This is a genomic window from Arenicella chitinivorans (assembly GCF_014651515.1).
Classification (GTDB): domain Bacteria; phylum Pseudomonadota; class Gammaproteobacteria; order Arenicellales; family Arenicellaceae; genus Arenicella; species Arenicella chitinivorans.
The window spans coordinates 733,021-751,081 of sequence record NZ_BMXA01000002.1 but is presented as its reverse complement, the minus strand read 5'-3'; the positions used below and the strand labels follow the sequence as shown (position 1 = coordinate 751,081).

The window sequence follows — 18,061 nt, the reverse complement described above, 5'->3', positions numbered from 1 at the left end:
AAATCTTAGTTGAGTTTCTCTTTAATGCGCGCAGCACGACCGGTGCGCTCACGCAAGTAGTACAACTTGGCGCGGCGTACTGCACCACGACGTTTTACCGTCACTGAGTCGATCATCGGGCTATGTGTTTGGAATACACGCTCAACGCCTTCGCCGTAAGAAATTTTTCGTACTGTAAAAGCTGAGTGCAGACCACGATTACGCTTGGCAATCACCACACCTTCATACGCCTGCAGACGCTCACGGTTGCCTTCTTTAATTTTCACTTGAACCACAACCGTATCACCTGGGCCAAACTCAGGGATATTTGGGTTCAGCTGTTCGCTGTTGATCTCATCAATAATGTTAGTCATCTTCGTCTCCGGCGATACTGTTTGACGCGTTATTGCTCAAAGGAAGTATCGTCTAAATTACGCTTAAATTCATCCAACAAACGGTGTTGCTCATCTGTCAGCTCTAATTCTTCCAGCAGTTCCGGGCGACGTAACCAAGTACGCCCCAAAGCCTGCTGCATTCGCCATCGTTCGATGGCTTGATGATCGCCGCTAAGCAATACATCAGGGACACTCATTGCCGAGTCCGACCCGTGTTCAGGTTCAAACAATCTCGGCTTTGTATAATGCGGGCAGTCCAACAGACCATTCACAAATGAGTCCTGTACGGCCGATTCCGCATTACCCAAACTGTCTGGTAATAGTCGCGCAATGGCGTCAATCATCACCATGGCGGGTAGTTCACCGCCCGATAATACAAAGTCGCCGATCGACCATTCTTCATCGACGTACAACGCCAGCACGCGTTCGTCGACGCCTTCGTACCGACCCGCTAAAAATATCAGCGAGTCAGTCTGCGCAAACTCGGTCGCGGCCTGGTGGTCAAACCGCCGCCCTTGCGGACTCAGGTAAATCACCTTGGCACCGGGCCTGGCAGCGTGTTTAGCCGCATCCAGCACACGACACATCGGCTCTGGTTTCATCACCATGCCGGGGCCGCCGCCATAAGGCCGGTCATCGACCGTGCGGTGCCGATCGTCAGCGTAGTCTCTGGGGTTGTGTACGGTTAGCGACAACACGCGTTGTTGAATCGCTCGCCCAATCACACCCTGCTCAGTTAATACGCTGAACATTTCAGGAAAAATCGATATAACGTGACAATCCACTTTTATCCACCTTTCCGATTAAAAAACATCGCCTCACCAGCTTTCGCTGACCAGCACGAATCTCATTATCCGGGAGCTTACTCCGGCAAATCTCTTACTCCAGTAAATAACTGGGATCCCAGTCCACCGTCATGGTTCCGGCATCTAAGTCGACGCCCAACACCACCTGATCGATGTACGGGATCAATACATCGGGTTGACCCGACTGGCTATTTTTACACACCAGCACATCGTTAGCGCCGGTCTCTAAAATTGAGTCGATCGCTCCAATGTCACCATCGCTATTACGTACTTGGAGTCCAACCAACTGGTGCCAGTAAAACTCGCCGGCGGGCAATTCAGGCAAATCACGTTGATGCACAAATATTTTGTACCCGTTCAGACTCATTGCCTGGTCGCGATCGGTAATGCCTTCAAGCTGCGCTACGATACCCTGACCTTGTTCGCGACACTGACGTATCTCAATCGCTTCGGGGTCACCACCTTGTCGCGGCGGTTGCAAATACCAAGTTTTGTAATGAGCAATGTCAGCACGGTGTCGAGTGTATGAGTGAAGTTTAATCCACCCTTTAACGCCCCAAACGCCGACGACCTTGCCTAGTTCGACATACATCTAGAAGAAAACCGAGATGCAAAGACTGCGAACAGCCGTCGAATTACTCTGCAGAATCTTCCGCAGTTTCTTCTGTAGCGGCATCAGCAGCTTCGGCTGCTTTTTTCGCTTCTGCTTCCGCTTCAGCGGCGACTTTTACAGCTTTCGCCTCCGCAGCCTCAGAAGCCGCTTTTTTCGCTTCGGCAGCGGCGGCAAGTTTGGCTTTTTCAGCTTCGATCGCCTCAGGCCCTTTGCTGAACTCTTTCAGCAGACTTGCAACACGATCAGAAGGCTGCGCGCCTTTACCAACCCAGTACTCAACACGCTCAGTGTCGATACGCAAACGCTCTTCGCCACCGACGGCACGCGGGTTAAAGAAACCAACACGCTCGATAAAACGGCCGCGTGGTGAACGACGTGAGTCAGCAACCATAATGCCGTAAAATGGACGTTTTTTGGCGCCGCCACGTGCTAAACGAATTGTTACCATAATTAAATGCTCTTTTGTCTTTATAAATGCTCGCCGACCAACCGGACGCATCCAGAGTTCAGCCAGCAAATGTTAAACTTTTCGATTGAGCAGGATTAACACCGGGTTAACCCTGACAAGGCGCGCGATTTTAGCCCTTAAAGCAAGGAAAGAAAAGGGCTTTGCAGCAAAATCGGTAAATTTATCAGTCAAAGCCCGTTTTTAACGCCATTCTCGCCGCAGTGCGACTATAACAGACTGAAAATAATACAAAAAGCACCTAAATATGCGTCAGGCGCTTGTGTTCATGGGGGCTGGCCAATAAAATTCGCGGCCATCAGGCGGTTAAGCCGCTACTCCCGAAATTCATCCGGACTTTCCCATGTTTGAAAACTCCGCTGCATTAAGAAGCAGCATGAAAAACGACGTTTTGTCGGGCCTCACCGTGGCTTTGGCTCTGGTTCCTGAGGCAGTCGCCTTTGCTTTGATCGCTGGTGTCGAACCCTTGGTCGGCTTATACGCGGCGTTTATGGTTGGCTTAATCACCTCAATCTTTGGGGGCCGACCGGGCATGATTTCCGGTGCGACCGGCGCAATGGCAGTCGTCATGGTGGCCCTGGTTGCGGATCACGGCGTTGAGTACCTCTTTGCCGCCGTGGTATTGACTGGTCTAATCCAATTACTGGCTGGTGTGCTGCGGATCGCACGATTTATTCGCCTTGTCCCACACCCGGTGATGCTGGGTTTTGTCAACGGACTTGCGATTGTCATCTTTTTGGCACAATTATCACAGTTTGGCGAACCCGGTGGCACTGGCTGGGCGGCTGGGACCTTCCTCGAAGGTAGTATTCTCGACGTTGCTTGGCTGCCATCAGCCCAACTTACTGTCATGCTGGGATTGATTGCGCTGACCATGTCGATCATTCACTTTCTACCGAAGCTGACGACCGCAATCCCATCGTCTCTGGTAGCAATTTTGGTGGTTTCTCTATTGGTGGTTGGGCTCCAGGTTGACACCAAAGTGGTCGGAGACATCGCTTCGATCGCCGGTGGCTTCCCGAGTTTCCACATACCGAGCGTTCCATTTAGCTTTGAAACCTTAACGATCATCTTGCCCTACGCGGTGGTCTTGGCCGCCATTGGCCTAATCGAATCATTGCTGACACTGCGCCTGATCGATGAGATTACGGAAACTCGCGGCAACGGAAACCGTGAGTGTCTCGGTCAAGGTCTGGCGAATACACTCACCGGCCTGTTTGGCGGTATGGGTGGCTGTGCCATGATTGGACAAAGCATGATCAACGTAAACTCCGGAGGCCGAGGACGCTTGTCCGGTATCACGGCGGCGATTTCGCTTTTAGCGTTTATCCTATTTGCTTCGTCGCTCATTGAGCAGATACCGATTGCTGCCTTGGTTGGCGTGATGTTTATCGTGGTTATTGGCACCTTTGAATGGAGTAGTTTTCGCATTATTCGGCGGGTACCACGTCAAGATGCCTTTGTTTTGATCACCGTGTCTGCGGTCACGGTCTTCACCGATTTGGCCGTTGCAGTGATTGTTGGTGTGATTATTTCTGCGCTGGTGTTTGCTTGGAATCATGCCAAGGAAGTTCGCGTTGAAAAACGCGAAAATCGCTACGGCTCTCACTATTACACTGTACACGGCCCGCTATTCTTTGGGTCCACCGCGAGCTTTTCGGAGCAGTTTACTCCGCGTGATGACAATACGGATGTGATCATCGATTTCGCGGATTCACGCGTGGTCGATCACTCCGGCATTGAAGCGATCGACGCCCTCGCCATGCGCTACAAAAAGAACAATCGCACCTTGCATTTAATCCATCTCAGCCGCGAATGTAAGAAACTGTTGAAAAAAGCCGGTGACATGGTGGAAGTCAATGTGGTTGAAGACCCCGATTACTTTGTGGCCATTGAAGATGCTGACTGGGGCGACGAGCCCATGGTTAATTAATCCAGCATACGCCTAAGTACATCGTTTATGATGAGGCCTGTTGTTAACCAACGCAGGCTTCATCATGACGTTAAAAAAAGGGCTTACCTACCTTCTCATTGGATACGTCGTCTTCGTATTCGTTCAGTCGCTGGTCTTTAAGTTTGCTGGATCAGAACAAACTACGATCATCTTCACTACGATCGCAGCATGGATGCACGACATCGGCTTAGGCGTGATTGCCCCTATGTTTGCAAATTTTGGTGGCTACGCAGTTGGTGGCGTAGAACTGATTGCCAGTGGCTTGCTGGTCTTCCCGACAACGCGCCGACTGGGTGCTTTAATCGGACTGGTTGTGATCTCAGGTGCGATCTTCTTTCACCTTGGGACACCACTTGGCATTGATCGCACCATAAACGCCGCAGGTGACACCGACGGTGGCGCCCTGTTTTATATGGCCTGCGGAGTGTGGATCAGTTGTTTTCTGATCTTTGTACTCAGCAGCGACCCCAAGAAACGGCAGACTGCATAGTGTATTTTCGAGCACAATTCTGAATTTCACCCGACCGGGTGAGGCGCATACGACAAGCCTTGCCTATTATTACGTCAACAGCGAGGCTTCAGGATGAAGCACCACAACAGAGACGTTGACTCGCTGTTACTAGCCGCAGCTAATGGGGTCGGTCGGGAATGGAAGCCCAGCCGGCCCCTGCCCTTTCCGGCAACGCTTATTAGCGTTGAGTCCGAAAACCCAACACATCAAGCGTTGCACGCATAATTTGCGTCCTAAAACGGCATCCCGCCACCGCCGCCCGGAGGGAATTTACCCCCCATACCAGGCATCCCCCCCATGCCTCGCATCATTTTCATCATCTTGCCTTTACTGCCCATCTTCTTCATCATTTTCTGCATCTGCGTAAATTGCTTCAGCGTTTTATTGACGTCCTGGATCTGAGTACCTGAGCCTAACGCTATACGCTTTTTGCGACTGCCCTTGATGAGCGCTGGAAACTGACGCTCTTTCGGTGTCATCGAATTGATAATGGCGACACTTTTATTCATATCGCCCATCACGCCCCCCATGGCACCGGCTGGCAGATTTAAATTACCCATGCCAGGCAGCTTGCCCATCAGGCTTTCAATGCCACCCATGTTATTCATTTGTGCAACCTGGTCACGATAGTCTTCCAGATCGAAGCCTTTGCCTTTCTTGAGCTTTTTGACCAGCTTTTCAGCCTTTTCTTTGTCAACTTTTTGCTCAGCCTCTTCGATCAAGGTCATCACATCGCCCATTCCGAGAATGCGCGATGCGATACGATCAGGGTGGAAGGCTTCGATGCCGTCTATTTTTTCGCCGATACCCAAAAACTTAATCGGCTTGCCGGTAACCTCTCGGATCGACAGCGCTGCACCACCACGCGCGTCGCCATCGGTTTTGGTTAAGATGACACCCGTCAACGGTAAGGCTTCATCGAACGCTTTGGCTGACACCACCGCATCCTGGCCCGTCATGCTGTCAACCACAAAGAGGGTTTCGACCGGATTCGCTGCTGCGTGGACGGCCTTGATCTCCTGCATCAACTGCTGGTCGACGTGCAGTCGACCCGCAGTATCCACGATCAACACATCCATGACCGCATTTTTTGCCGCTAACTTGGCGCCATTGACGATATCAACTGGATTCTGGTCAGCCGAACTCGGGTGATAGGTCACGTCGATCGATTCGGCCAAGGTTTTCAGCTGCAGGATCGCAGCGGGACGGTACACGTCCGCGCTCACCACCATGACACGTTTCCCTTCTCTGTGTTTGAGTAAATTCGCCAGTTTACCGACCGTGGTGGTCTTACCCGCACCTTGCAGACCCGCAACCAGAATTACCGCCGGTGGCGTTTGTGCCAAATTCAGTGCGTCATTGGCGGCACCCATTAATTCGACCAGCTCATCCTGAACGATCTTGATAACCATCTGGCCAGGATTCAGACTCTTGGATACATCTGTACCAATGGCTTTTGCTTTAACCTTGCCGATAAAAGACTTTACCACCGGCAGGGAGACATCCGCTTCGAGTAACGCGATTCGGACTTCGCGCATGGCATCAGAAATATTTTCTTCCGTCAGTCGGGCTTGGCCGCGTAATTTTTTGAGCGTACCTTGTAAACGATCACCGAGTTGTTCAAACATAGTTATTCATTGGCTTCAGAAACAGGTGTGATATTCTACTCGCACTGATTCAAAATCTCACCCTAACAACCGAGTTTTACGCAGCGATATGCCCATAACATTGCAAATAAGTGTCGCAATGGCGTTGTATCTGGTCGCCACCCTGCTCATTGTGATGCACATTCGCAACACCGTGTCCGGTAACAACGCACCACCAAGAAAAACCTACATCCGGGCGGCATTCGCGTTTGGCACCCTAGCCTGTTTACTGCACATCGCTGCCGCTTGGCAATTGAGTCAAACTGGTACCGCGTTCAATTTTGGGCTCCATAGCATGACCACCGTGGTCAGCGCTGTGGTGGTCGGCATTTTTTTACTGGGTAGCACGGCCTTACCGATCCGACGCCTAGGTGTCTTAGTGTTCCCGCTGACCATTGCCTCGTTGCTATTCACCCTGCTGTGGGACGATGCACCGCTGATTATGCGCAACACCAGCACCACCTTTCGACTCCACCTACTGGTGTCGATCTGTGCTTACGCCATGCTGGCACTGGCTGCGGTACAAGCACTGCTGTACAGTTATCAAGAGCGTCAGATCAAACACCGCGCCAGCCCTCGCATGTTAATGGCCTTGCCGCCATTGCAAACTATGGAAGTCTTACTGTTTCGCTTAGCCGGGATGGGTTTCGTGTTACTCACCCTCACCCTGGCGAGCGGCGCTATATTCAGCCAACAAATTTTTGGCAATCCATTCATCTTCAAGCACCATACCATTCTGGCGATGCTCGGATGGTTGGTATTTGCGACACTACTGTACCGTCGAGTTCGCCACGGCATGCGTGGTTCACAAGCGGTACTATGGACCGTTGGTGGCTTCCTTTTAATACAATTAGGTTATTTCGGTACTAAAATCGTGTCAGAAAGCCTAAGCGTGCAGTAAACTAGCGCCGGCGTCGCTGGGCAGCCCCGTGACGCGTCTACTATCGTCAACCTTAAGAATAGATATCTCGTGAAGATCAAACGCAATCCGACACGCGAAGTTGCCATCGGAAAACGCTTTATTGGCAACCACCATCCGATTCTAGTACAAAGCATGTGCGCCACGCGCACACAAGACATTGCTGCGACGGTCGAACAAACCAATGCGTTGCACGCGCGCAAAGCCGGTGTTGTCCGCATTGCTGTAGACAACAAAGCCGATGCCAGAGCACTGGCTGAAATTCGTAAAGAAACCGACGCGATCCTGTCGGTTGACCTGCAAGAAAATTACCGAATGGCAGAATTGGTTGCCCCGCATGTGGACAAGATCCGCTACAACCCTGGACACCTGTTTCATCACGAGCGCGCAAAAACCTGGCAGGAAAAAGTCCGTTATCTTGCCAATATCGCTGGTGATAATGATTGTGCAATGCGGGTAGGAGTTAACTGCGGCTCCGTTGACCCGGACAAACTTGAAAAATACGATCCACGCGACTCCGTATCGCCAATGTTGGACTCGGCATTGGAACATTGCGAATACCTGGACTCGATTGGCTTTACACGTTACTGCGTTTCATTGAAAGATTCGGATCCGCAGAAAGTTATTACCGCTAATATTCGCTTTGCCGAGGCTCGCCCCGATGTGCCGTTACACTTAGGTGTGACCGAGGCTGGCATGCCGCCGATGGGTATCATCAAAACTCGAATTGCCTTTGAGCAGCTGATTAGCCGCGGCATCGGCGACACCGTGCGTGTGTCACTGACACTACCGAATAAGATCAAAGCAGACGAAGTCGATGCAGGCCACGAAATAATTGATGACATTTATGCCGGACGCGTCCGTAGTGTTGTTGCCTTTGACCCAGACAAATTAAATATCATCAGCTGCCCAAGCTGCTCGCGCGTTGAAAACGAGGCGTTCATTGAGCTGGCACAAGATGTCAAAGAGATGACCGCGTACGCAGAAGAGCATAAAATCACCATCGCCGTAATGGGTTGCCGTGTGAACGGGCCAGGCGAAACAGACGATGCAGACCTAGGCTTGTGGTGTGGGCCGCGCCAAGTAAACCTAAAGCGGCGCGGGGAAAAGTTGGGGGCGTATGGTTACGATACCATTCTCGACAAACTCAAAGTCGAACTGGATTCCCTGATTGCACAAAAATCTCAGATCTAACCAGCAATCCACTCGGCAGGCTTCGACTCCCAAGCCTGCCGTGTTTACAAGGGACTAAGAGCGTGTTGCGTTAAACGTACCGCTCAAGGTTACGTCAAAATCCAACCCGCCTGAATTACATTTTCCATCACCCGAGACCGTTCCGGATACGGTGGTCCCATCGACCGTTCCGGTCACGCCCACAGTGCCCTGACAGTCGTCCTCAGTGATCGGCAAATTGCCACTGAATGACCCATCGTTGTTCAGACCAACCGTAAACGTCTCGTCAGGGTCATCACCATCAAACCGAATTCTTGCATCCTCAGTCACCGTCACGGTGATCGGGAACGAGTCGGTTTCTCGAATGCCCAACGCTTCAGCAGTGACCTCCAAAGTACCCCTATAAACACCAACAAATGTGGATGGCACATCGGTACCCGGTAGAGTTGGGGTTACCATGCCTCCGGAATCACTGTCGCCGTCATCACAAGCGGCTACAAACAACAGCGCAAACAGAACGAGAAGTCTTTTCATAATAATTGGGTTTTATAGTCAGATTGATCGGTTTTAGGCATACGCCACCGGTCTCAAGATTAACAAATTCTGCCACACGCCATAAGGCAAAACGGGTTACTTTTCAGAGCGTTAATAAAATAAGTTCAACATCACCAGCATGACGGTCAGAAACAACACAGTCATGCCCAAACCGGCACGCATAAAATCCACGACCTTATAACTGGCCGGTCCCATGATCAGTGCATTTACTTGGTGCGTCGGAATGAGAAAGGAGTTGGATGTAGCCAGTGCAACAGTCAGTGCGAACACAGCGGGATTGGCACCTACCCCCAACGCGATTTGAATTGCCAATGGCACCAACAGTACAGTTGCACCAACATTCGACATGACCAAGGTAAACACGGTCGCGATGATGGCGAGAAACAATTGGATCACCCAGACCGGCAAACCATCCATCACTGTAAGCGCCAAGGATGCCAGGTACGCGGCAGCACCAGACTGCTGCATGGCTAGGCCAAGCGGAATCAGACAGGCCAGTAAAAACACAGTCTGCCAAGATACGGCATTATAGGCCTCCTCCATATCTAAAACGCGGCCAAGCACCATACCGACGGCACCGACCATCAGCGACAGTGCTAACGGTAGATCACTAAACAATACCAAACTAATCGCAATTAAAAACGCCACTGAAGCATTGCGCAGTTTATTGGTCCGAAACTCCTCTTTCGGGAAGTCTGTCACCACCGCAAAGCGTTTGTCTTTTGCGACCTGGATCATGTCCTGCCAGCGGCTGTGAACCACCATGGTGTCTCCGGCCTGCAACTTAAGGCTCGATAACGCATCATCAATCACGGTGTCGATGCGAAATACCGCCAACACACGCATACCAAAGCGCTTACGAATATCACACTCTGAGATCGTTTTGCCGATCAGATCAGAGTCTGGCGGAATAACAATTTCGGCAATCCCCGCGGTAGTCGGGTTCAGGGCTTCTGCAAACTCATTGAGAAACGGGCTAATTTCCAGTTGATGCGCTTCGGCATAATCTTGAATCTCCTGACGCGCCCCCATAATGGCCAGCAACGCGCCGGATGGAATCAGTGCATCCTGAGGTGGAATGATTTGCGTTGACTCTGTCGTCTTGATCCCCAAAATCCAACCCGAGCGTCCGTGCCCCTGCACCTCACCCAAACGCAAGCCTGCCAGGTCACTATCTTCGGTCACACGGACTTCAAAAATACGCCCGTCAATTCCGTACACGTCACGGTAGTGTTGCAAATTCTCGGTGGTTAGCGTCTGTTTTTCAGCCATCGGCAGGATTTTCTTGCCGAATAATAGGAAATAAGTAATGCCACTCATTACCAGCGCAAACCCCACTGGGGTCACCGAGAATAAGTCGAACTGCTCCATGGGAATGGCGTTGTCCGGAAAATGTAAATTGGCGCTTTCAATCAAATCGTTAAGCAGAATTAACGGGCTCGACCCAACCATGGTCATGGTGCCGCCAAGAATGGCGCAAAACCCCATGGGCATCAGTAAGCGTGACAACGGGATCGCTGTCCGACGCGAGATCCGACTGGCTACCGGCAGGAACAAGGCGGCCGCACCGATGTTTTGCATGAAGCTGGAAATATAAGCGACGCACATGGAAAGCACGAACATGATGCGCGACTCAGTTTTACCCGCGCGTTTTAATATTTGCGCAGCCATAACGCCCATCACACCGGTTTTATCGAGACCTGCCCCGATAATCATCACCGCGATAATTGACATCACCGCATTACTCGAAAAGCCTTCAAACAGCTGATAGGTTGGAATCAATCCACCATTAAAGGCTTCTACCTGCGAGGATAGACCGAGCAAAACCAACACCAGCAAGGCGGCGACATCGACTCGCACCACCTCAAAAACAAACAGAGTCACAGCAAAAACCAAAATTCCCAGAACGGCTATTATTTCGGGCGTCAGCGCGACTTCTAACATCTTGTTTGTTTTATGATAATTGGCTGGTTAGTGTTCCGAGTATTCTATCATAGCGCAGGCGTAACATACGTGCCCTTCTACATCACTGATGCGAATAGGAAACGTTTTTAGAAAATGCAAGCGCAGAAAGAAAATTTATCGCTTGAAACCATGTGCGATGTTGCTCTTATAATGAAGCCTCACTAACAGCAACTAGACACTTTATGCAGCTTGACCCTCATGCGATGTGGGCACTCGGCCTCACCGTCTTCGCACTTATTCTGTTTACACGCGAACGAATTCCCTTGGAAACGTCAAGCCTCATGGTGGTTGTGATTCTCGCCATCAGTTTTCAGGTATTCCCGTATCAGAACAGCGCCGGACAAACGCTGCGACCAGTGATGTTTTTTGCCGGGTTCGCACATGAAGCACTGGTTGCTGTGTGCGGATTAATGGTCGCGGGCTATGCCTTGGTCCGCACTGGTGCGCTGGATCCAATCGGGCGCGGCCTTGCAAAACTGTGGTCGTTCAGCCCTATGTTATCGGTACTGATCACGCTTCTGGTCTCCGCGTTATTGAGCGCCGTGGTGAATAACACGCCGATCGTGGTGTTATTGCTACCGATAATGCTGAATGTCGCGATTCGAACTAAAAACTCACCGTCCGGCATCCTGATGCCCATGGGGTTGGCAACCTTGTTAGGCGGCATGACGACGACCATCGGCACCTCTACCAATCTATTGGTAGTAAGTGTAGCGTCGGATATGGGGTTAGAAGAAATTGGCATGTTCGATTTCTTTATGCCGGCAGCGCTGGCTGGGTTGATCGGCATCGTTTATCTGTGGTTGATCGCCCCAAAACTGTTACCTAACCGTACCCCCAACCTTGAGAATAGCGGACCGCGTATTTTCACCGCGCACCTGCATGTTAAGTCTGGCTCTTTCGCTGACGGCAAGACGCTGACCGAGATTATTGAAAAAACCGAAGGTGCTATTCAGGTCTCAGGTATTCGCCGCTCGGAGAACACATTCACCGTTCCGTTACCCGATGCGAAAATCCGTGCAGGCGACCGACTGCTGGTGCGAGACACTCCAACGCAACTCAAAGAATATGAACGCGTACTCGGTGCAACGCTGTATTCCAAAGGGCATGAAGTCAGTGATGACAACCCGCTATCAGAAGACTCACAACACCTTGCTGAACTGGTGATTGACCGTGGCTCACCAATGATCCACCGCACGCTGAACGAGGTACACTTTTCGGACGTGTATCAACTGGTCACATTGGCAATTCACCGCAAAGGTAAGGTGCTCGAAAACATGCCGCAAGGGATAGCAAAAACTCCGTTGCGACTGGGGGACATTCTGTTAGTCCAGGGCTCCAACGAGAGTATCGAAGAGGTTAAGAACCGCGGTCACTTTCTGGTGTTAGACGCAACAACAGAGCTGCCCTCAACCAAATACGCAGGGCGAGCCGTGATTATTATGGGGCTCACGATTCTTGCGGCAGCTCTTGGCCTAGTGCCAATAGCCATCAGCGCGGTGGCTGGGGCACTCGCCATGGTCCTCACCAACTGCTTAAAATGGCAGGATATTCAGCGCGCACTGAGTGCACAAGTCATTCTGATTGTTGTGGCCAGCTTGGCACTTGGTACCGCCTTGACCCAAACCGGAGCCACAGTCTGGGTGGCGCACGAGTTTGTGAGCATCACCGCAGGCATGTCTGACCGGGTCATTTTCTCCGGCTTGATGTTATTGATGGCAATACTCACCAACATCGTCTCCAACAATGCAGCCGCAGTCATCGGCACTCCGATTGCGATCAGTATTGCAACCCAACTCGGTCTGCCACCCGAGGCGTTTGTGTTGGCCGTGCTGTTCGGTGCAAACATGAGTTTTGCTACCCCCATGGCCTATCAAACCAATTTATTGGTGATGAACGCAGGCGGGTATACCTTTATGGACTTTGTGAAAGCGGGCGTACCGTTAACCATTATTATGCTGGTGGCGATCAGCCTGATTGTCCCTATGATGTACGGTTTCTAATTATGCTGTCGAGTGGCTGGGCGCCATCGCCTCGAATCATCTGCCATAGTTCACGTAGGCGCTGCCTTGCTGCATCACCTGCTGGACGACTGTTACTCCACGCGACATGAGAAGCCGTCGTCGCATTCTGATCCAACGTGATACCCCACATCCCGGTTATCTGATTTGGGATCAAGGAGTAGCGTATATCAATGATCCGATTCGGGTTTTGAGGGTCGATCCCAAGGTGCTGGTTTGAAAACCAGGCGAAGCGAGCGACATCCAGAGCTTGCTGACTTTCCCGCTCCAACCAGGGAAAGTGTTGGTTGAGATCGAGTCTCGGCGCTGAGACTCCCACATAGACTTCCGGCTTAGCCAGCACCCGAACGGCATCCACGTAATAACTGTCGCCATGCCGATACACACTCTTCCAAACGATCAGATTACCAAAACTCGGTTTTACACCGAGCTGAACCGGTGCGTGCCCACGACTTGCTGCGAGCGCACGCGCGGCGTCCAAAGCACGATGTTCCTGCACCGCACCGACACCAAGATACCCCAGCGCATACACCATGGCGAATAGTGCAGCATGGTGGGAACGGCGCAGTACCGCAACCAATATGATCGTCAATAGCGGCAAGGTAAATAAGGGGTCCACAACAGACACGCTGTTCCAGGCAATACGTGCATCACTGAACGGCCAGAACAACTGGGTGCCATAAGTCGTGCACGCGTCCAAGACTGCGTGGGTCGCGTAGCCGGCAAAACAGAACCGATAAATAGCACCAAAACTGAGTTCGCTACGCCGTCGCCAATGTCGAAACACGCCAGCGAAAATAAGCGCACAGATCAGTGCACCGACAGGAATAAACACCAGTGCGTGTGTGAAGTGACGGTGATATTCCAGAAACAATAATGGGTCGGTGTCGGACTTGATTAATACATCTAAATCCGCTGCCATACCGGAGCAAAAGCCGAGCCCAGCGGCAATCATTTTTTGACTACGCTTAGCCACCAGCTGCGAAGCGGTGATCCCGACCACGCCTTGTGTTAACGGGTCCATTAGCTAATCCATTTCCACAATTTGCACCTGCATGCCGTCCATTGCTTCAGTCATGGGTATTTGACATGAGAGTCGTGAGCGCTCGGCGTCATACGCCTCAGTGGTCATCAACAACATTTCTTCATCTTCTTCAACGGGCGGTAACTTGAGCTGATCGGCGTTCCGTATATGCACGTGACAGGTCGCACAGGAACACGCACCTCCGCACATAGCCAGTATTTCGTCGTAATCGTTTTCCCGCAACAACTCCATCAGGCTCCAGCCAGGGTTAATTTCAACTTCACGCGTCTGGCCTTGCATGTCCGTTACTGTTATCTGTTTCATTGTCTTATATTTACTCACTTATTCATGTACTGCAGCGTTTTTGCAACTGCTGTGTCGCTCAGCATGCGTTATACTCGCTGTCGTTGCTGCTATGTGGCCTTCGTTTTGTAACATACCTTGATTTGAAAAATCCAGTTAGACAAATATTATGCCTGCTTACAATGCTTTCTATGCCCAGTCCGGCGGCGTCACACCCGTCATTAACGCTTCTGCCGCAGGTGTAATTCAAACCGCTGCACAATACCCTGAACACATCAAGAAAGTGTATGCCGGGCAAGATGGTATTCTCGGCGCACTACAGGAAGAGCTGATTGATACCAGCCTCGAAGCGCCGGCTGATATTGAGGCGTTAAAGTACACGCCCTCGGGCGCATTCGGTTCATGCCGCTATAAACTCAAGTCACTGGAAGAACATCGTGCTGAGTACGAGCGATTGATCGCGGTATTCAAAGCTCATGATATCCGCTATTTTTTTTACAACGGCGGCGGCGACTCTCAGGACACGGCTTACAAGGTATCTCAGTTATCCGAGTCCATGGACTTCCCAATCACTTGTATTGGCGTGCCCAAGACAATCGACAATGACCTACCGTTTACCGATTGCTCGCCAGGCTTTGGCTCAGTCGCTAAGTACGTCGCTGTCTCAATCCTTGAAGCGTCGATGGACGTTGCCTCGATGAGCTCCACCTCAACCAAGGTGTTCGTGATGGAGGTCATGGGCCGACATGCTGGGTGGATTGCTGCTGCAGCCGGCTTGGCTGCCGATCAACGCGAATTAGGGCCAGATATCATTCTGTTTCCGGAGATTGAATTCAATCAAACGGATTTTTTGCAAAAAGTCGACGAAACGGTCAAACGAAAAGGCCATTGCAGCATCGTTGTGTCTGAAGGCGCGAAATATCCGGACGGTCGGTTCCTAGCCGATTCAGGTGTCAAAGACGCTTTCGGCCACGCTCAACTTGGCGGCGTTGCACCCGTGGTCACCAACATGATCAAACAAGGGTTGGGGCACAAATGCCACTGGGCGGTGTGTGACTACTTGCAACGCGCAGCCCGCCACATTGGCTCAAAAACGGACGTAGAACAAGCCTATGCATTGGGTAAAGCGGCGGTTGACCTTGCCGTTCAGGGCGCCAATGCCGTGATGCCAACCATCGTGCGAACCAGTAACGGTCCCTACCAGTGGACCCTTGGGCATGCGCCACTGGCAGATGTCGCGAACGTCGAAGAAAAGCTACCGAGAGACTATATTTCCGACGACGGCTTTTTCATCACAGAGTCGGCACGCGCATACCTATCGCCGCTGATTCAAGGCGAAGATTACCCGCCTTACACACGAGGCCTACCAAATTACGTCATCTTGCGTAAACAGAAAGTAGGTAAAAAACTGCCGGACTTCAAATTGAGTTGATATCGACGCTACAGGGGATCATGGTCGCGCAGAAACGCAATAGGCACGTGAAAGTTAATTAACGTGAAACGTGACTGGCTAGCCAATAGGGTGAGCGACAACGTTGATGTAAACGCACAGAACCCCATGATCAAAGCTCAGCGAGAAAGGCGTTGATGCCGCGCAAACAACGCTTATGGGATTGGGCACCCGCCCGGTCCTACGCGGAAGACACCTTCACAGCCGCTCTCACCACCACCTAAGGTCGGCCCCAGAGTTACATCTCGGACGTCGCCATAGCAGACCAAAGCAGGCTTTTCATACGGCTTCTTAGATGTGTGCTTTTCCACCTGAAAAGCCCCTACCCCAGTATCTAAGACCCGGTTATTTTTCGTTTTCATAAGGATTCGTTATTGTTGTCAATCTGCCCCAACTCGCAGAGCATCCGATTGTAACACACTGATTTCCAATAATCATAGTAAGCACAACGCCACCTCAGCAAGTTATTTTTACTATTTTCCGGCGTCAAATCGTCAAAAAAAGCTGGGCGAACAATACCTTGCCATTGCCGAGGTGAATCATCAAACCAGTCATACCGCTCAAAGTCACGCTGAATGCCAGCGTCAATCACCGTGTTAAAGCTGGTCTTATTGTTCCTTCCGAGTATCGGATCCGGCAATGTATCGTGAAAGGCTCGCTTAACAATAGGCCGTTTAACGCCCTGAAAATAAAGCTGATCACTCGGCACTGAGAGCATAAATTCACACAGCTCACGATCGCGATAGGGATAACGCCGCTCGATATCAAACTTGGCTTCCATGACGCGCCCGTAAGCCATGTCTTCGCCGGCAAAATGATCCATCACCACCTGCCACTGTTCGGGTCTAGCCCTACCTCGGCTTTCATCCGCCAACCAGTGGGACTGCGATTGTTGCGCAGCGCATTGCTTGGCGATATCTGGCTGTAAACTCGGGTGCGCGTTATAACGTTGTCGCTTACGCCACGACGACACGCGAGCCACCCAGGGAATTGGTAATAGAAGATAGTATTTCACCACCAACCATGATTCTGGTACCGCGCGCCATAGGCGCCGGAATTCGGACCAAGCATCACGCCAACGTCCTTGCTTAGACAAATCGTACAAGAGCCCGTGCGTGGATTCATACAACAAATCCCCATGAATACCGGTGAGTAACACACGTACCCCCTGAGCCCGAGCGCGACGAAAGGTCTCTTGCTGAAACTCGGAATAGGGCGTCCCCACCGGGAGTGTTGGATTCAAAAACATCGTATCATCAAACCCGGGCCATTGATGATCACACACTATCTCGTGTTGAGTGAGGTTGAAATTCCGACAGACGGCTTGAGAGTAATGCCGCTCATCGGCTTCCGGATACACATCGAACACCCAAGAGTACGCATCAACACCTTCGACCGATTCCTCAGCCGCACACACTGTCATCGGTACGGAGTCTAACCCACCGCTTAACATAGTGCCGACCCGACCCACGGAACGCATACGGCGCCGGGTTGCCTGTGTCAGCAAGCGTCGAAATTCACCTGCATAATCAACATCAGTCCAGCCATTAAACTTCAAATCTGGCGCCTGATAAAAACGCTTGAGGCTGTGCATTCCTGGCGCAACTAACGCGCACTGTCCCGGCCGCAATACTGAGACCGATGCAATCACGCTCGTCGGCTTCACATCCATTTCCCCCACGAGCAAACGGCCGACCTTCGCTTCATTGAATTCAAACGGAACAACACCATATGCAATTAGACACGCCTCAGATGTGGAGATCAAAAACAACTCGTCATCGAGATAGTAAAATAAGCAACGGCCACCCATCGCATCGCGTGCAGCCAGCACACGCTGCTGTTGCTGATCAAACCAGACGAATACAAAAGGGCCGATCACCTCGTTAATACCGTGCTCACCAAATGCTTGCAGGTACGCAAAGAGTAGCTGCGCGTCACTTGTGTTCTCAGCGCCTACATCTGGCAACTCCTTGAGCAAGCGTTCACGATTGTCGATCCGCCCGTGGAAAGCGAAGTATTGTTGAGATGTGTGATCAAAGAGAGGCTGACGTTCCCCTACTTCCTCGGGCACATCCCAGCGAGACTGATAACCCATCGCAAAGTGTGTGTCACAAATTAGTCGACTGGCATCCGGCCCATAAGCTTCTAATGCCGTCATCATGCGCTCAGCACGCGATGGATCGACTAATTGCCCCTGACGATTCAGGGCGAAAAAAAAAGCGCTCATAACCGGAGTCTACCAGCTACGAGCGCCTTCGCATTAGGGTTTTATGGCACAGCC

At 51.4% G+C, this 18,061-nt stretch carries 17 protein-coding genes; 6 read left to right on the top strand and 11 right to left on the bottom strand.

Going from position 1 to position 18,061, the window contains the following annotated elements:
- Positions 1-5: 5 nt before the first annotated feature.
- The 4 genes from rplS to rpsP form a co-directional block, all read right to left on the bottom strand.
- A complete protein-coding gene (gene rplS, locus IE055_RS08590) occupies positions 6-353 on the bottom strand; it encodes a 50S ribosomal protein L19 (RefSeq protein ID WP_189399809.1) in 348 nt (115 codons plus the stop codon).
- Between the two features lie 29 nt (positions 354-382).
- Positions 383-1,159: a tRNA (guanosine(37)-N1)-methyltransferase TrmD gene (gene trmD / locus IE055_RS08585; protein ID WP_189399808.1), complete on the bottom strand. Its 777-nt coding sequence runs from the start codon at positions 1,157-1,159 to the stop codon at positions 383-385.
- Between the two features lie 94 nt (positions 1,160-1,253).
- Positions 1,254-1,772, bottom strand: a complete 519-nt coding sequence (gene rimM, locus IE055_RS08580; protein WP_189399806.1) for a ribosome maturation factor RimM — start codon at positions 1,770-1,772, stop codon at positions 1,254-1,256.
- Positions 1,773-1,815: 43 nt separating this feature from the next.
- Entirely contained in the window at positions 1,816-2,241 is a 426-nt protein-coding gene (gene rpsP / locus IE055_RS18080; RefSeq protein WP_373299183.1) for a 30S ribosomal protein S16, read from the bottom strand.
- A 361-nt stretch (positions 2,242-2,602) separates the two neighbouring features.
- Between rpsP and IE055_RS08570 the strand changes: the two genes are divergently transcribed.
- Complete coding sequence (locus tag IE055_RS08570) at positions 2,603-4,192, top strand: SulP family inorganic anion transporter (protein WP_189399804.1); 1,590 nt, start codon at positions 2,603-2,605, stop codon at positions 4,190-4,192.
- A gap of 64 nt (positions 4,193-4,256) precedes the next feature.
- Positions 4,257-4,703, top strand: coding sequence for a hypothetical protein (locus IE055_RS08565; protein WP_189399802.1), 447 nt, complete (start codon positions 4,257-4,259; stop codon positions 4,701-4,703).
- A 254-nt stretch (positions 4,704-4,957) separates the two neighbouring features.
- On the opposite strand, the gene ffh is transcribed toward IE055_RS08565, so the two are convergent.
- Entirely contained in the window at positions 4,958-6,352 is a 1,395-nt protein-coding gene (gene ffh / locus IE055_RS08560; protein WP_189399800.1) for a signal recognition particle protein, read from the bottom strand.
- Positions 6,353-6,440: 88 nt separating this feature from the next.
- On the opposite strand from ffh, the gene IE055_RS08555 reads away from it, so the two are divergent.
- Together IE055_RS08555 and IE055_RS08550 are read left to right on the top strand one after the other, a co-directional pair.
- Positions 6,441-7,271: a cytochrome C assembly family protein gene (locus IE055_RS08555; protein ID WP_189399799.1), complete on the top strand. Its 831-nt coding sequence runs from the start codon at positions 6,441-6,443 to the stop codon at positions 7,269-7,271.
- Between the two features lie 69 nt (positions 7,272-7,340).
- On the top strand, positions 7,341-8,483 hold the full coding sequence (locus IE055_RS08550; RefSeq protein WP_189399797.1) for a flavodoxin/ferredoxin-dependent (E)-4-hydroxy-3-methylbut-2-enyl-diphosphate synthase: 1,143 nt from the start codon (positions 7,341-7,343) through the stop codon (positions 8,481-8,483).
- A gap of 54 nt (positions 8,484-8,537) precedes the next feature.
- On the opposite strand, the gene IE055_RS08545 is transcribed toward IE055_RS08550, so the two are convergent.
- Together IE055_RS08545 and IE055_RS08540 are read right to left on the bottom strand one after the other, a co-directional pair.
- Positions 8,538-8,996, bottom strand: coding sequence for a hypothetical protein (locus IE055_RS08545; protein WP_189399795.1), 459 nt, complete (start codon positions 8,994-8,996; stop codon positions 8,538-8,540).
- Between the two features lie 111 nt (positions 8,997-9,107).
- Positions 9,108-10,961, bottom strand: coding sequence for an SLC13 family permease (locus tag IE055_RS08540; protein ID WP_189399792.1), 1,854 nt, complete (start codon positions 10,959-10,961; stop codon positions 9,108-9,110).
- 203 nt (positions 10,962-11,164) lie between these two features.
- On the opposite strand from IE055_RS08540, the gene IE055_RS08535 reads away from it, so the two are divergent.
- Positions 11,165-12,985 (top strand): SLC13 family permease, encoded by a 1,821-nt coding sequence (locus IE055_RS08535; RefSeq protein WP_189399790.1) that lies wholly within the window; start codon positions 11,165-11,167, stop codon positions 12,983-12,985.
- On the opposite strand, the gene IE055_RS08530 is transcribed toward IE055_RS08535, so the two are convergent.
- Both IE055_RS08530 and IE055_RS08525 read right to left on the bottom strand, forming a co-directional pair.
- On the bottom strand, positions 12,966-14,027 hold the full coding sequence (locus IE055_RS08530; RefSeq protein WP_189399788.1) for a metal-dependent hydrolase: 1,062 nt from the start codon (positions 14,025-14,027) through the stop codon (positions 12,966-12,968). The two genes, IE055_RS08535 and IE055_RS08530, sit on opposite strands and share 20 nt — an antisense overlap.
- A gap of 3 nt (positions 14,028-14,030) precedes the next feature.
- Positions 14,031-14,351: a 2Fe-2S iron-sulfur cluster-binding protein gene (locus IE055_RS08525; protein ID WP_189399786.1), complete on the bottom strand. Its 321-nt coding sequence runs from the start codon at positions 14,349-14,351 to the stop codon at positions 14,031-14,033.
- 148 nt (positions 14,352-14,499) lie between these two features.
- Between IE055_RS08525 and IE055_RS08520 the strand changes: the two genes are divergently transcribed.
- The gene (locus tag IE055_RS08520; protein WP_189399784.1) at positions 14,500-15,762 is read left to right on the top strand and encodes a 6-phosphofructokinase; all 1,263 of its coding nucleotides are present in this window, start codon (positions 14,500-14,502) and stop codon (positions 15,760-15,762) included.
- A gap of 173 nt (positions 15,763-15,935) precedes the next feature.
- On the opposite strand, the gene IE055_RS08515 is transcribed toward IE055_RS08520, so the two are convergent.
- Both IE055_RS08515 and IE055_RS08510 read right to left on the bottom strand, forming a co-directional pair.
- Positions 15,936-16,142, bottom strand: coding sequence for a lasso RiPP family leader peptide-containing protein (locus IE055_RS08515; protein WP_189399782.1), 207 nt, complete (start codon positions 16,140-16,142; stop codon positions 15,936-15,938).
- On the bottom strand, positions 16,139-18,007 hold the full coding sequence (locus tag IE055_RS08510) for an asparagine synthetase B family protein (RefSeq protein ID WP_189399780.1): 1,869 nt from the start codon (positions 18,005-18,007) through the stop codon (positions 16,139-16,141). The genes IE055_RS08515 and IE055_RS08510 overlap by 4 nt, the downstream gene beginning before the upstream one ends.
- Positions 18,008-18,061: the final 54 nt, after the last annotated feature.

Excerpts from the sequence above, each read along its gene's own strand:
- rplS (WP_189399809.1), bottom strand. The coding sequence starts at position 353 with ATGACTAACATTATTGATGAGATCAACAGCGAACAGCTGAACCCAAAT.
- rimM (WP_189399806.1), bottom strand. The coding sequence starts at position 1,772 with ATGTATGTCGAACTAGGCAAGGTCGTCGGCGTTTGGGGCGTTAAAGGG.
- rpsP (WP_373299183.1), bottom strand. The coding sequence starts at position 2,241 with ATGGTAACAATTCGTTTAGCACGTGGCGGCGCCAAAAAACGTCCATTT.
- IE055_RS08570 (WP_189399804.1), top strand. The coding sequence starts at position 2,603 with ATGTTTGAAAACTCCGCTGCATTAAGAAGCAGCATGAAAAACGACGTT.
- IE055_RS08565 (WP_189399802.1), top strand. The coding sequence starts at position 4,257 with ATGACGTTAAAAAAAGGGCTTACCTACCTTCTCATTGGATACGTCGTC.
- ffh (WP_189399800.1), bottom strand. The coding sequence starts at position 6,352 with ATGTTTGAACAACTCGGTGATCGTTTACAAGGTACGCTCAAAAAATTA.
- IE055_RS08555 (WP_189399799.1), top strand. The coding sequence starts at position 6,441 with ATGCCCATAACATTGCAAATAAGTGTCGCAATGGCGTTGTATCTGGTC.
- IE055_RS08545 (WP_189399795.1), bottom strand. The coding sequence starts at position 8,996 with ATGAAAAGACTTCTCGTTCTGTTTGCGCTGTTGTTTGTAGCCGCTTGT.
- IE055_RS08540 (WP_189399792.1), bottom strand. The coding sequence starts at position 10,961 with ATGTTAGAAGTCGCGCTGACGCCCGAAATAATAGCCGTTCTGGGAATT.
- IE055_RS08535 (WP_189399790.1), top strand. The coding sequence starts at position 11,165 with ATGCAGCTTGACCCTCATGCGATGTGGGCACTCGGCCTCACCGTCTTC.
- IE055_RS08530 (WP_189399788.1), bottom strand. The coding sequence starts at position 14,027 with ATGGACCCGTTAACACAAGGCGTGGTCGGGATCACCGCTTCGCAGCTG.
- IE055_RS08525 (WP_189399786.1), bottom strand. The coding sequence starts at position 14,351 with ATGAAACAGATAACAGTAACGGACATGCAAGGCCAGACGCGTGAAGTT.
- IE055_RS08520 (WP_189399784.1), top strand. The coding sequence starts at position 14,500 with ATGCCTGCTTACAATGCTTTCTATGCCCAGTCCGGCGGCGTCACACCC.
- IE055_RS08515 (WP_189399782.1), bottom strand. The coding sequence starts at position 16,142 with ATGAAAACGAAAAATAACCGGGTCTTAGATACTGGGGTAGGGGCTTTT.
- IE055_RS08510 (WP_189399780.1), bottom strand. The coding sequence starts at position 18,007 with ATGAGCGCTTTTTTTTTCGCCCTGAATCGTCAGGGGCAATTAGTCGAT.